This is a genomic window from Methanosarcina sp. (assembly GCF_035390745.1).
GTDB lineage: Archaea > Halobacteriota > Methanosarcinia > Methanosarcinales > Methanosarcinaceae > Methanosarcina.
Map to the genome: position 1 here is coordinate 45,898 of NZ_DAOOUJ010000010.1, position 13,778 is coordinate 59,675.

General features: G+C 41.3%; 14 protein-coding genes. 4 read left to right on the plus strand and 10 right to left on the minus strand.

The features are described 5' to 3' along the window. Positions 1 to 8: 8 nt before the first annotated feature. The 4 genes from PLL47_RS04585 to PLL47_RS04600 all read right to left on the minus strand — a co-directional run bounded on the left by PLL47_RS04585 (position 9) and on the right by PLL47_RS04600 (position 2,564). The gene (locus tag PLL47_RS04585) at positions 9 to 1,163 is read right to left on the minus strand and encodes a cysteine desulfurase family protein (protein WP_324445023.1); all 1,155 of its coding nucleotides are present in this window, start codon (positions 1,161 to 1,163) and stop codon (positions 9 to 11) included. Positions 1,164 to 1,301: 138 nt separating this feature from the next. After that, positions 1,302 to 1,721 carry a DsrE/DsrF/DrsH-like family protein gene (locus PLL47_RS04590; protein ID WP_324445036.1) on the minus strand — a complete coding sequence of 140 codons (420 nt, stop codon included), beginning with the start codon at positions 1,719 to 1,721 and terminating at the stop codon, positions 1,302 to 1,304. A 19-nt stretch (positions 1,722 to 1,740) separates the two neighbouring features. Further along, positions 1,741 to 1,968, minus strand: a complete 228-nt coding sequence (locus tag PLL47_RS04595) for a sulfurtransferase TusA family protein (RefSeq protein WP_324445024.1) — start codon at positions 1,966 to 1,968, stop codon at positions 1,741 to 1,743. Positions 1,969 to 2,087: 119 nt separating this feature from the next. Continuing rightward, positions 2,088 to 2,564 (minus strand): HIT family protein, encoded by a 477-nt coding sequence (locus PLL47_RS04600; protein WP_324445025.1) that lies wholly within the window; start codon positions 2,562 to 2,564, stop codon positions 2,088 to 2,090. Positions 2,565 to 2,726: 162 nt separating this feature from the next. Here PLL47_RS04600 and PLL47_RS04605 point away from each other — a divergent pair, with 162 nt between their 5' ends. Next, the gene (locus PLL47_RS04605) at positions 2,727 to 3,038 is read left to right on the plus strand and encodes a SemiSWEET family sugar transporter (protein ID WP_324445026.1); all 312 of its coding nucleotides are present in this window, start codon (positions 2,727 to 2,729) and stop codon (positions 3,036 to 3,038) included. 201 nt (positions 3,039 to 3,239) lie between these two features. On the opposite strand, the gene PLL47_RS04610 is transcribed toward PLL47_RS04605, so the two are convergent. From PLL47_RS04610 to mdh, 6 genes are all read right to left on the minus strand, one after another. Then, complete coding sequence (locus PLL47_RS04610; RefSeq protein ID WP_324445027.1) at positions 3,240 to 5,159, minus strand: CARDB domain-containing protein; 1,920 nt, start codon at positions 5,157 to 5,159, stop codon at positions 3,240 to 3,242. A gap of 481 nt (positions 5,160 to 5,640) precedes the next feature. Then, positions 5,641 to 6,813, minus strand: coding sequence for a chromosome segregation ATPase (locus tag PLL47_RS04615; protein WP_324445028.1), 1,173 nt, complete (start codon positions 6,811 to 6,813; stop codon positions 5,641 to 5,643). A 165-nt stretch (positions 6,814 to 6,978) separates the two neighbouring features. Further along, positions 6,979 to 7,932, minus strand: coding sequence for a tyrosine--tRNA ligase (locus PLL47_RS04620; RefSeq protein WP_324445029.1), 954 nt, complete (start codon positions 7,930 to 7,932; stop codon positions 6,979 to 6,981). 38 nt (positions 7,933 to 7,970) lie between these two features. Beyond that, entirely contained in the window at positions 7,971 to 8,702 is a 732-nt protein-coding gene (locus PLL47_RS04625) for a tRNA(His) guanylyltransferase Thg1 family protein (protein ID WP_324445030.1), read from the minus strand. Positions 8,703 to 8,722: 20 nt separating this feature from the next. Then, a complete protein-coding gene (locus PLL47_RS04630; RefSeq protein WP_011020862.1) occupies positions 8,723 to 8,980 on the minus strand; it encodes a PRC-barrel domain-containing protein in 258 nt (85 codons plus the stop codon). A 554-nt stretch (positions 8,981 to 9,534) separates the two neighbouring features. Next, on the minus strand, positions 9,535 to 10,458 hold the full coding sequence (mdh, locus tag PLL47_RS04635; RefSeq protein ID WP_324445031.1) for a malate dehydrogenase: 924 nt from the start codon (positions 10,456 to 10,458) through the stop codon (positions 9,535 to 9,537). A gap of 498 nt (positions 10,459 to 10,956) precedes the next feature. Here mdh and PLL47_RS04640 point away from each other — a divergent pair, with 498 nt between their 5' ends. The 3 genes from PLL47_RS04640 to nrpRII all read left to right on the plus strand — a co-directional run bounded on the left by PLL47_RS04640 (position 10,957) and on the right by nrpRII (position 13,624). Further along, positions 10,957 to 11,706: a ribonuclease H-like domain-containing protein gene (locus tag PLL47_RS04640; protein ID WP_324445032.1), complete on the plus strand. Its 750-nt coding sequence runs from the start codon at positions 10,957 to 10,959 to the stop codon at positions 11,704 to 11,706. 210 nt (positions 11,707 to 11,916) lie between these two features. Continuing rightward, the gene (locus PLL47_RS04645) at positions 11,917 to 12,657 is read left to right on the plus strand and encodes a glucose-6-phosphate isomerase family protein (protein ID WP_324445033.1); all 741 of its coding nucleotides are present in this window, start codon (positions 11,917 to 11,919) and stop codon (positions 12,655 to 12,657) included. Positions 12,658 to 12,865: 208 nt separating this feature from the next. After that, positions 12,866 to 13,624 carry a global nitrogen regulator NrpRII gene (gene nrpRII / locus PLL47_RS04650; protein ID WP_324445034.1) on the plus strand — a complete coding sequence of 253 codons (759 nt, stop codon included), beginning with the start codon at positions 12,866 to 12,868 and terminating at the stop codon, positions 13,622 to 13,624. Positions 13,625 to 13,778 lie beyond the last annotated feature (154 nt).

Below are 13,778 nucleotides of genomic sequence, written 5' to 3' on the forward strand. Positions count from 1 at the left end.
CTCTGGATTCATTTCTTTGCAAGCGGGCTGATTTCCCTGAGCCTTGCCACCACTTCACTCATGGCATCAATTGCTGCGTCTGCATCCTCCATGCGGTTGTAGCGCCCGAAAGTGAAGCGTACTGAGCCGTGTGCTCTCTCATGGTCGCCACCGATTCCCATTATGACATGGCTGGCTTCAAGGGAACGGGAAAAACAGGCTGAACCCGTACTCACTGCAAATCTCCTCATGTCCATATGCAGGGTTATGGATTCCCCCTCCACATAATGGAAAGTGATGTTTGCATTCTGAGGCAGGCGTTTTTCACGGCTTCCGTTAAGAGTGACTTCCGGGATCTCGGAAAGGGCTCTCTCAATTACCCTGTTCCTCATAGCCTCAAGCTGTCGGTTTTCATCTTCAGTAACGAGCTCAGCAGCCGTTGCAAATCCTGCAGCTCCCGGGATATTCTCCACTCCTGCCCTCAAATTAAACTCCTGAAAGCCTCCGTCCATGAATTTGGACATAGGAGTATCTTTTCTGATATAGAGTGCACCTATCCCTCTGGGACCGTGAATCGTGTGGGCTGATAATGTCACCAGGTCAACAGGAAGTTCCTTCACGTTGAGGGGAAGCCGGGTAAAGCTGTGTGTGGCATCGGTATGCAGAAGCACGTCTTTTTCTTCGCAGATCTCAGAAATAGCCTTCAGGTCCTGAGCAGTGCCTATTTCCTGATTGGCGTACTGGATTGACACAAGGAAGGTTTCTTTTGTAATTGATTTTCTAAGTTCCTCAAGATCCACAAACCCCTCCCCGTCAACATTTAAAAAAGTAGCATCAAACCCCTGCTTCTGGAGGGTTTTTGCCGTATTCAATACGGGAAAGTCTTCTATCCTCGAGACAATAATACGCCTGCCTTTCTTTTCTTTAAGGGCCCAGGCTGTTCCTTTCAATGCCATATTGCTTGATTCTGTATCCCCTGACGTAAAGACTATTTCCTCGGAATCTGCACCAAGCCTGGAGGCTATACTTTCTCTGGAGCTTTCAAGAGCTTCTTTTGCATCAATGCCCATGGAATAGCCAAACTCAGATGTCGCTACAGCATAAGTATCAAAAAAGTAGGGCTTCATCGCTTCAAGCACTCTCTCGTCAAGCCTTGTGCATGCAGCATTGTCAAGATAAATCATATTTTCAAATATTCTTTCCCCTCCTCAGACCGTGTAACAGAATCTAATCCCGTAATTTAACCTCTGTTTTATAGTTAATATTCAGTGAAGCCTTAAAGAAACCCATATTGCGAAAATCTAAATCTCCAGCTCCCCTGGTCAAATAAAGAGAGTTATGCTCGCATCCCTCGCTTCATGGATGTAAGTCCCAACGGCTCCCCATTCATCCACCCAGTCAGTTTGAATTTCGTCCTTATCTATGCCCATTATCTCCATGGTCATTTCACAGGCTATGATCTTTCCCCCTAGCTCTTTAAAATCACTCATCAGCTTTTCAAGCGATGCAACATGGGCTTTCTCCATCCTCTGTTTGATCATCTGCCTGCCGGCGCCCATCATGTTCATTTTGGAAAGCGGCCCTTTTTCAAGTTCTCCCTTTTTGAGCCTCATAAGCCCCCAGAACGTGAAGTATATGGAGGCTTCCATACCCATTGCCAGGGCTCCGTTTGCAATTATAAGTGCACTGTATACCTTATCCATATCCCCGCTGTGCAGGATAATGACTGCCTTTTCCCCCATTTCCACTCCTTTTCCGGTTTTACCTCCGGATCTTAATTTCCCACTCTTTTCCTTCTTTTTTGTCTTCAATTTCCAGCACCGTAAGCCCCAGAGCCTCACATGCCATGGGAATTTCTTTTTTTGATGCCGGATGCGTACCTTTTACAATCACAATATCTCCTGGAGAGGCTTTTTTAAACGCTTTTCTGCACTCTACCAGCGGGACCGGACAGGTCTGCCCTCTTACATCTACTTCCAGTTCTGCCACTGTTCTTTCCCCCAGGTAAAAGAAATGAAAGGTTCCTGGTTACGGCTGTCCCTTCTTTCCCCCTATTTTAAAAAATATATTATCGTTTCATATAGAAAATATTATCCTGAAGCTTCTTTTCATCTGGCTATTTGCCTATTTTCCTCGGATATAGTTGCCTGGAGCCTTTCATTTTCCCTCAGTTTTTTCCTGATCTTTTCCGCGATGTCTTCCAGATTGCTCCTATCCGGTTCGGCCCATACGATTGATTTTATTCCTCTTCCCCCGTCCCCTTTCTTTCTGGGAATAACATGTACATGTACATGGGGGACTTCCTGCCCTGCAGCCTCTCCGTTATTGATTCCAATATTCGATCCATCTGCTGAAAACGCTTTCTCAACTGCGGCAGTAATCTTTCTTGCAGCTTCAAATAGTCTGGCAACATCTTCTGGTCCCATATCCGTAAAACTGCTGAAGTGCTTTCTGGGAGCCACAAGTGTATGTCCTTCGCTTGCCGGGTAAATATCAAGAAATGCGTATACATAATCATCTTCGTATACCAGCTTTGAAGGAATCTCTCCTGATATTATCTTGCAAAAAAGGCAATTCTCTGTCATAAAGTACCCCATAAAGGTTTAGGATACTCACTTATATCAGGGTTCTGTTTCCTTAATAAATTTTAACTACTATCCCGATATTCACTCTATATAATGTATTATAAAGTTAACTTTTGATGCTCTTTTTTAGCATCGATTCAAAACCCCGAGAGTGAAATTTATATGATTGGTTATATTGCAGGTGCTCTGACAACCATAGCCTTCGCCCCTCAGCTGATTAAAGCCCTGAAAACGAAATCAACAAAAGATGTATCTCTTCTAATGCTGTTCTGCTCAACGTCTGGAATGGTTCTCTGGCTGATTCACGGACTCCAGGTAAATGATACTGCAATAGTTGCTGCAAACAGTGTTTCTGTTTTACTTGCTTCTTCTCTTCTCGGGCTCAAAATTAAAAATGACTGTGCTGACTCTTTTTTGAACTTCGGCGGAAAGGAGAAAGGATTTGAAAATAAAAGTGCTTCTATAAGGAAGTAAATTGTGATGGTTCAACTATATTTTGTCAATTGTTGCTGAAACCAGGTATCATTGACTCTCTGGAGGGGTCTCTTCTGGCTGGAAGAAAAGTTCTCTGAGTGTAATCTGCCCAGAAGCTGAAAACCTGTGCCTGATAATGCAGGTTGACTGCAAAAATAAAATAATAAAGGCGAAGAAATAAAGGCGAAGAAAAAAATCTTTTCAGATCTTTTTCTTCAGAACGAAATACTGTACTAGAATCATAAACAGAGGCAGAGAAACAGCAAGAAGTATTTTTGCTATTCCCATTGGCTTCTTTACTATGCCGCCTTCCCTTTCTGCACTGCTGTTAAGGATTGCTTTTCCTTCGCCTTCCCAGCTTCTCAGGGTTTCCTGTATTCCGTCTTCATCGCTGGATTTTTCTACAGTTCCATCTTCTCCTGTATATTCGCTTATTGCGAAGCAAGAGTAGCCTGAGGTTTCTGCCCTGAAATAAACATAGTCATCATCTTCACCTGTTTTCTCGGTGTTCAGAGGCTTCCATTTATTATCGTACCACAGGAGGGTTATATTGGATTCTTCAACACTGTTGTTTTTTATCCATTCCTTATCGACTTTGAATCCCGTGTAAGCATTCTCATGGGAATCAGGAAGACCTGTCACTTTATTTCCTACCCATATGTTTACCTGCTTGTATATTCTGCCTGGAGGATTACTCTTAACAAAAGTGGACTTATTTTTAAGAACTTCTACTGTAGCTGTAGTTTTCTTATAGGTCTTCGTTGGGTCAAATTCGATATATGTGATGCATGTGACATTTCTAGTAAAATCATATCTGACATGGTAGCCGGTAATAATGTTCCTTGTAGCAAGCTCTTTTATTTCTACATTCCTGGCTGGCTCTTTGGACGCGCTGCCTCCCATGCCGCTGCTTTTACTACTGCTACTGCCACTGCTTTCTGAGCTGGAATCGGAACTGGAACCTGAGCTTCCACTATTTGTGGGAGTACTCTGTTTGGAGACACTGGTAGTCTTAACAAGTTCATTGTTTGTCTCGTCATCTTCAGGTATAGCGCTACTGGAATCTGCTACAAGTTTCACTTTCAGGTTTCCTTCTTCTTCAGGAACCCAGGAAAAAGTACTTTCTGCTGTTTCCCCTGCAACAATTGCAGGTACAGATACTGTATTGCTGTAAGTCGTATTGGCTCCGTCGATATAATATTTTAATTCGCTGGTTTCTGAATCGCCAAGCCCTTTGTTCTTTATTGTTGCCGTGAAAGTAACGGTATCTCCTATCATTGGGGCTTCCGGGCTTAAAGAAAGTGATTCAATTATAAGGTCTGGCAGTATGGCCCGGACATGTACAATTTTTATGAATTGATTGTTTCCTTCGCCTTCATCGCCTTCGTAAATGGAAGTTCCTGAGTCAATAACCACTTTTACTTCCATATCCCCTTCCTTTTCCGGTATTAGAGAAAAAGTAACATCTTTTTCCTCTCCTGCTGAAAGGGCTGGAATACTAATTCCATCCTGACTGGGGGCTGTTCCGTTTATATAATATTCTGCTCTGGCTTCCTCTGAGGCATAAGTTCCCTTGTTCTTTACTTTCAGAGTGAGGTTAAGGGGCTTTCCAACTACTCCTTCGGATTCAGGCACAATATCTTCAATTATCAGGTCAGGAAGGAAATCTTCTGCCACTATTGTTGTGACGGTTTTTTCATTGTTTGTTTCGTCGCTTTCAGCAATCAGGTTACCTTCATCAACTACGACCTTTATTTCTACAGATCCTTCTGATGTCGGAATCCATGGGTATGAATCGTATTTGCTCTCTCCCGCAGATAATTTGTGCAGGTCCCATTCTTTTACAGAACCTCCATCAATGTAAAGCACCAGCTTTGTTTTTTCTGAACTCGCAGTTCCCTGGTTCTTCACACTTATTCCTATAGTCTTAGATTCTCCTGGTGAGAGATGATCAGGACAATCAAGGGAATCTATTATCAGGTCCGGTAGTAAAGCTGTTGAATTTCCGTCACCCTCTGAAGGTGTATTTTCATCTGCAGCAGCCGCAACGGCCACGCTTCCGGGAATTATAAGTGTTATTGTCAATAAATAGACCACATAATGAAAAAAATTTACTCTCATTTTTATTAGCCTCCGCCCCCCCAAGTCTACATCTAAATTTCCGGTACCTCAGTAGTTTGAGTAGCTATATGATTCATCGAAATTAAGTTTCTGATTTCATCTCAAGTAAACTTGCTGAACTCTATTTCCGTAAACTTGCTGAACTCTATTTCCAAAAGATTTGTAGCCCGCACGAAGATTACTTCGTATGATACATTACTTCTCATGCCTTGTATTTAAGGCTCTACACTCTCAATTCTTTTCTCCCATTCATTGTTTTTCAGAGAATAAACTGTTACAAGCACTTTCTCCTGAAAAGTTCATTTTTTTCTTATGCTTCTATATTAAATAAAAATACTTATTTTGCCTTTCAGTAGCTTTAAGGATGAGAAAAGAAAAAAGGCTCAAAAAAGTGATGTGCAAAGAAATGTAATAAAGAAAGACATCTCATAAATATAAAAAGTAAAATTTAAAAAATATTATGATATGAGATTAAGAATTATTAGACTATCAGGTATTTGCTGTCTTTAATCTGAGTTCTGCTGTTAACGCCGAGTATCTCGGCAATTTCTATGCCTTCGCTGCCGATATCGGAAAGCTGCGCATACATTTCAGATTTTGAGATATATTTTTCGGTTCTTGTTCCATCGGCTTCTTCCATTTTGATGGTTATTTCTTCTTTATTGTGCCCTTTTGCCAGACACTCATGAACGATCACACCGTACTGTTCCGCAACCACTTTCAGGCAATCGAAAACCTGGTTTGTAGAGATTGCATCCTCTTCATCAAGCAGAACTTTTGAAAGGGCATAGGTTCGGACGTTTGTCCTCAGATAGTCCTGAACCTTTTCCGGAATCCTGGCGAGAGCCATCATGTCAATACAAGCTCCAAGCTCCCTGTCGGCAGTTATTTCCCTGTCGTCTTCGTATACAAAGTAATTGAGCCCTCCGCCTTCTATCCTGAACTTCCGGTTTGATTTTTTATTTTCAATAATTAAACGAATGTTTTTTTCGCTGTCATATTCCAGAGAGCTTACCAGGAATTCGGAGAGGTCCTGCATCTTTATTTTCTCTTCTTTTCTCAGAATTCCTGTTTTTGTCCAGCCCGGCAGGCTAAAACTACCAATAAGTTTCTCTACTGTTAAAGGCTCTTCCGTAAACCATAGTTTATAATAGTACTGAAGGCCTGAAATCGAACCTTCCATCAACCCTGAAACTTCGTTTGTACTGCTGGAAAGTTCAAATCTCTTTTCCGCTCCATATATTCCCGAAATCAAAAACGGCGTGAGAACCTCAAGGACTTTGCTTTCTATTTTCTGGTATTCCTGAGCGGCTCCATTTTCAACTTTTCTGGACTCAGTTTCGAGAACTTCCCGCTTTCTCCCGAGATTTTCACTGCAGGTGGTCAGGATTGCATCAATGCAGGATGTTAAATCTTCAGTACCTATATCATTTGCCAGTTTATTGACCAGTATACTGAGTTTTTCCTCAAAAAGGTTCATTCCCATAATTCTGTTATTTAATTTATGGAGCTCTTCTTTGTGTTTGCACTTTAGTTCTATAATAGAATTTTCCAGAGGAATTACTCGAGCGGTTATATCTATGAATGCTTTCAGATCCTCAATGAAATCCCTCTGTACAGGCAGTTCCGTAGAGTCCTGGTAAATATATTTCATAAAAAGCACCCTGGAATTCTGAACTAACTCTCCAAATATTCTATGCCTTATAGATATATAACATTTTATCCAGGATATTAAGGCACTCTTTTGCGGTGTTCCCAGGATATACCTTTGCTCAAAAAAGATAAAAAATTTTTTAGAAGGGGGAGCTCCTTCATGAATTTACAGAAGAACTTTCCGTACAGGATCCAGAATTTCATTTATATATTTTGCAGCTGAATTTTTCAGGTCCATTGGGTGGACTTTTTCTTCTGCAAAGCTGCTTTCCATCTCAGCATAACTGTGGTAGACAAGGTTCCCGCCGAATTTTTCAGGTCTTTCGATAGTAATAGTCTCATATCTTGGGAAGATATGGTAACGGAAAAGAGCAAGGATCGGATTTTCTTCTACGTCTCCCATCTTGCAGAAAGCTTTCTTGAACTTCCTCTTGATCTCTTCTTCCGTATCGTCTACCGATATAAAATTGTCCTTTGAAGAAGCCATCTTGGTCCCGTCAAGCCCGAGGAGAATGGGAGTGTGAATACAGATCGGTGTCTCAAATCCAAGGTTCTTTAAGTTTTCACGGGCAAGCATATGGATTTTCCTCTGGTCAATCCCTCCTACTGCCACATCCACTTCAAGCATGGCAATATCAATAGCCTGCATCAGGGGATAGACCATCTGGGAAACTGTAGGGTCCTCCATTGCACGCCCTACTTCGTCCATACTCCTCTTAGCCCTGTTAAGGGTGACGGCTCTTGAGAGTTTGAGCACATTCAACATATATTCGGCTCCGAGCTGGAAGTCTGAACCGTAAACGAAATTGGTCTGTTCTTCGTCAAGCCCGAGAGCAATAAAGCAGCGCCGGTTGTAGTCTGCAATCTTCCTGACCTCTTCCAGAGTGCCTTTTCTGTTCAGATAAGCGTGTACATCTGCAAGCAGGACAGTGATCTTGAACCCTGCCTTCTGCAAATCTATTAACTTATTTACGGTAAGGACATGCCCCATATGGATTTTTCCGCTTGGCTCGTATCCTACATAAGCGCGGGGAGCTTCTTTTTTATTGAGGAGTCCTTCCAGTTCTTCTTCTGTTACAATTTCCTGAACATTCCTTTTTATAAGCTCAAGTCTGTCCATTGCATCTACATTCCTTTTCTTTTCTTACTCTGAAAAACTTAGTTTCTATTAATAAGTTTCTCTAATAACGTAATTCCTTCTTCGGATTTGAATTTAGGAATTTCCCAATTCTGGGTTATTTTTCTTCGCATAGATTTTACTTCTCTGCCATATATCGGATTAAAGCCTGAGATTTCACATTCGTCTTTAGAGATTATAATCCCTCTCCTCTGCCAGGATGGAAGTGCCGCAAGGTTTATTCCTCTCTCAAAAAGCATTTCATGGATTTCCCATTCTTTTTTTCCTTTCAGGTATCTTGCAGCTTCATCTTTCCCCACGCCTTCGTTTCTGAGAGCATAATATCCCCAGGACGATACAAAATTTCTCCAGGCTTCCAGTTGCCTCCAGTGAAAGTACTCAGAAATTTCCTCTTTCTGAAGAGCCACAAGCCTGGAATCAAAAGCTATGGGTGCTTCAAGCCGCAGTTTTATTGTAAGAGCACTTCCAAGAAAACTTGCCACGACAGAGTCGATTTTCTCCACCCTGCCGTCAAAAGGAAGGTCTGTAAACAGAAAGCTGATCTCATCTGAAAAAGTATAGGCAAAAAGAGGGCTTAAACCGCTTTTTTTTATGAAAAGTTCAGCAGTATCCGCCATTGCTCTGGCGAAGGTTATATCATATGGTTTTTCAAAGCCCAGGCCTGAAAGTGTGTTTTTGAAATTCCTGCCGTCAGCGCGCAAGACCACTGGCGGGATACAGCGCATTTCAGCATAGATTTCCCGGTTTTTCATATACCTTTTCTAAAGACCATTCAGTCTTCTTTCCTCTTTTTGTATCTCTGGATAACATCTCTAATTATAATAATATCCGCTGCGGTTATAACCCACCGGTAGGGAATGATAATACCTCTGCTGCTAATATCAAAAAGCTCCCTGTTGATGTCAGAAACAGCAAGCCCTGTTACTTTCTGTTCCTCTACATCAATTACGAGGTCCTGCAACTTCCCTACATAAACACCATTATTTGTGTATATGTTTAGGCCAAAGAGTGATGTGAGTTCTGCGCGCATTATATCCCTGCTCTATTATTAATTTAAGTTATCTATGCATTCTAAATTTATTTAAATTTCTTCATCTACCTTATATGAAAAACATACTTATATATCTTACAGTTTTACCGGGTTCTTACCTCTATTGAAAATATGATTTTCAGATTTTATCTCCTATTTTAATCTTATGTTTCAGATACTAACCTTTTATTCTCTTTTCTGAGAAAAGCTTTTCAGGCCACTTTATATTGATAAAACTCCGTGTTTAAATAATAGACATAAAAATGTTTTAATTAGAAATGAAAATGTTTTTATTCATTAAATTCTTTTCGAAAGTTCACATGGGAGATAGAAACTTTAGATTCATTAACCTGCTTTTTTGTGAATTGATCAAAAGAGATAGTTTTAGTCTTTACTTTTCACAAGCAGGTTAAAACAAAACAGAAAGTTTGGCAGGCTTCTGAGATTTATTCTAACCTGCCGGAAAAATATTCTGATTTTTTTTCCGTTAACAGAAACCTTTCTTTTGTTAATACTTGCTTTCAAGTCCTTATCTGTCTGCTTCACAGCTTCTTTTATATCTCAAGCTGTGAAATTCCCTTCCGGATGGTTTCTGCAGATTTTCTGAGTATCTCACACTGGCTTTCCTCAAGTTTAAGCTCAAGGATTTCCTCTACGCCGTTTGCTCCCAGTTTTACCGGCACTCCGAAGTAAATTCCTTTCTGACCATACTGTCCTTCAAGATATGCAGCTGCAGGAAGAATACGCTTCGAATCCTTGAGCACAGCTTCTGCCATGCGTACGATAGCTGCAGAAGGTGCATAAAAAGCACTTCCCTGTTTGAGAAGCTCCACTATTTCAGCCCCTCCGTTTACCGTCCTTTCCACAAGCCTGGCAATTGTCTTTTCCGGAAGCAGTTCTGGGAGCGGAATTCCCGAGACTGTGGTATACTGGGGAAGGGGAACCATAAGATCTCCATGCCCTCCTATGACCATTGCCTCAACATCCCTCTTTGAACACTTCAGTTCCTCTGCTATGAAGCTTGCAAAACGGCCTGCATCAAGAATTCCACTCATCCCGAAGACCTTTTCAGGCTCAAAGCCAGTCGACTTCAAAGCTACGTATGTTATAATATCAAGCGGATTTGTGACATTTATAACAATAGATTTCGGAGCGTATTTCGCTATGTTTCTTGCGACATCTCCTATAATTTTTGAGTTAGTTTTAATAAGGTCTTCCCTGCTCATTCCGGGCTTTCTGGCAATCCCTGCTGTAATTATTACCAGGTCCGAATCTGCAATGTCTGCATAATCGTTAGTACCTGTCACCCTGGTGTCATAACCATTAATTGCTCCTGCCTGCATAAGGTCGAGAGCTTTTCCCTGAGGTAAGCCTTCCACAATATCTGTCATGACAATTTCGCCAGGTTCCAGTTCGGCTAGCCGCTGGACTGTGGTCGCACCTACATTTCCTGCACCAATTACGGAAATTTTAGCCATCACTTGTACACCTGTATCAATATTTATTTGCAGGAGTCTTTCTAAATTCCTGCCTCTAAAAATCGATCCTTCTTAATAGGTCGGTGGTAACTATATCTTAATATTTATTTTTTTGGCTTTCTAGAAGTCCTTAAATTTCCTTTTTCCCTCTCTTATAAGGTCGAACTCCCCAGCCTTCATTTTGTGTTCTGCCCCCGCAGAAATAAAGAGTACTTCATATTATTACTAGCTAAGTATATTAACTTTGTTAGTGTGGTTCTGGACAAATTTTCAGGTCTCCCCTGATAACTGAAAATTCAATCCTTATAACTGAAAATAAATGATAAACTGGTCAGGGTCAGGGTTTTTAACTCCTGAATTCTCTGTTTCAGCCTTTCTAATTTCGGATTTTTTGCTGCCATGATTTTCTGTTGCTGAATGTCGTTATCCGTTCTATATTACTTTCAGCCCTCATGCAGTATTTTTATTAAAGATCACTTCCAATTGTCCAGGGGAAAAATGCTGAAGAACACATATATCCATATTCCGGGCGTAGGAAAATCGCTTGAGCAGAAAATCTGGGCTTCAGGGATACGTACATGGGACGAGTTCCTGGAAATGGAAGACAGGATTTTAATTCCTCCTGCCAAGAGAGCCATAATATGTGAAGGAATAAAGGTATCTTCCAGCCATCTGGCTGCAAAGGATTGCTTCTTTTTTTCACAACGTCTTCCTTCTGCAGAACACTGGAGGACTTATTCTCTATTCTCCGACTCTGTCGCTTTCTTTGACATCGAAACCACAGGTCTTTCCCCGGTCAGGGACAAAATAACTGTTGTTGGAATTTATAATGGAAATGAGACCAAAACGTATGTAAGGGGAATTAACCTTGAAGATCTGGTAGAGGAATTCTCAAAATACAGGCTTCTCGTATCCTTTAATGGGGCTCGTTTTGATATCCCTTTCATAAAATCCGAGTTTCCCGAAATAGATTTCAAGCAGCTCCATATAGACCTGATGTATCCTCTAAGGCGTATAGGGTATGGCGGAGGTCTGAAAAAAATTGAAAAAATTCTCGGGATCTGCAGAAGCGAGGATACGGATGGTATGGATGGATTTGATGCCGTCAGGCTATGGAAGCAGTATGAAAAAGGAGACCGCGAAGCTCTTGACCTGCTTGTTAAATATAACAGGGAGGATATAGTAAACCTGAAAACCATTATCGAACTTACTTACCCTAAAATGGTTGAAAAAGCTCTACAGATGTGAAAAGTGAATTATTCCTTTGAGTGCTCCGCCAAAAAGTAGAAATGTCAGTAATAGGTATATATTGTCGTTTGATAACTAAATTATATTGCTGTTCTGGATTTTAGTCTTACTGATTCCTGTCAGCTTTTATGGCAGGATCGTGTACGTAGTTGAACAGGCTCTCTATGGTATTGAAGGTTATTTGTATATTTTAAAATAAAGGGGAATTCAATGGCAGTAACACTGAAGTTCGGGGACAAAGTCACTGTGGCAGATGTAAGAAAACTCCACGATATGGAAGACGTGGTGTTTGATAGAGAATGGTTCGAAAAGACAGATGAAATGAACAAAGATATGTATTATATGTTCAGGGATCTTGCCAAAAGTGATTCTGATCTTGAGATTATCAAATCTCGCCACCTCAGGTATGACATTACAAGAATCCCTCCTGGAATGCTCGGGTCGGAATATATTAAAACCGTAGGTCACTACCATCCTAAGGTTCCGGGGACAGATGTGTTCTATCCTGAAATTTACCAGGTGCTTGAAGGTTCTGCTACATATCTGTTGCAAAAGGCAGAGCCCGGAGAAGAGGACATTGTTCTGGATGTGGCAGTTATCAAAGCTGAAAAGGGAGACCTGGTGCTTGTTCCTCCCGGGTATGGGCATGTAACAATAAATGCTTCGGAAAAAACCCTTGAGATGGCAAACTGGGTTTGCCGGGATTTCTCTTCGGTCTATGAGCCTGTGAAAAGACTTGCCGGAGCTTCCTATTTCCTTCTTAAGGATGGTTTTGCCAAAAACCCTCTTTACCGGGATATCCCGCCTATTCGTTACACTGAACCTCTGAGCTCTGAGGAATTCGGGCTTGACTCCAGAGAGAATATGTATGAACTTATACATGATGCGGACAGGCTTAGATTCCTGACAGCTCCTCAGGATTTTATGGGTTTTCTGGCAGGGGTTCTCTGAAAGAGGACTCCTTAGTTTATAGGGGATAAGGACTTCATACCGGCATCTATTCCCAAAATCTCCTTTAAGAAACTTTAGTTTTCATTTTTTACAGTTTTTGAAGGAAAGGTATGGAGATAGTTTCAATACCGGCTTAAAGGGTATTTTCCTCAATGATAATACACAACTTATAAGAGGTATAAATACCTTCAATTACTGGAGGGTAGATATGCAAAAAAATGGATACCGCATTCAATTTACATCATCCAGAATCCGGGATCTCATGTACAGAACCACATTTGATCCTAAGAAAATGGATGGAGATGTCATTCTTAATCTCTCGCTTATTGATAAAAAAGATCTGGACGATGTGCTCGGCATCTTTAAGATGGTCATTTCAAGCGGCCTTTCCGTGACCCCCTATGTGAAAGTGATCTCAGAAGGGGAGTCTATCGGAGACATGACCATTGAGAAAGGAAAGGTAGGAATAGGGACTGTATGCAGTATAACTATCGATGGTGTGCTGCTAAAAGCAGGGATCCCGATAAATCCCAAGCTTGGAGGGGTTGTTCAGATCAGAAATGGAATTCCTGTGCGCTTCACTGATGTGCTTACATACGTAAGTACAACTGTAGACCCCCTTGAAATCCTTATGTCTCAGGGAATTACTTCAGTATCCGAAATGCTCAGAACCGGTTCCGGAAAAGTTCTTGCAAATCTCAGGGAAGCTCCCATGGTTGCAAGAGACGAAATTGAGAGCAGCCTTTCTGATCTTCTGGATGCAGGTTTCAGCGGAATTCTGGAAGTGGGAGAGCCAAATACCAGGGTTCTCGACGTTCCCATTGAGAGGGACCATCTCGGAATAGTCGTTATTGGAGGAACAAACCCCATGGCTGTTGTGCAGGAATACGGTATTCCAATAGACACAAGCGCTATGTCGAGGTTAATCTCCTTTAAGGAGATGAGCAGGATTGAGGATCTGGTCTAAAACATGATCCTGTTGTCTCTGAATATGATTCTGTTTGTCTCTGAATATAATCCTGTTCCGCAAAGTTCTGTTTCAGAAAGTCTTTGTTTTCATTGAGATAATACTCCCATTTGACCACTTGTTTATCTATTCTTGTCACCAAACCTTTATTGGT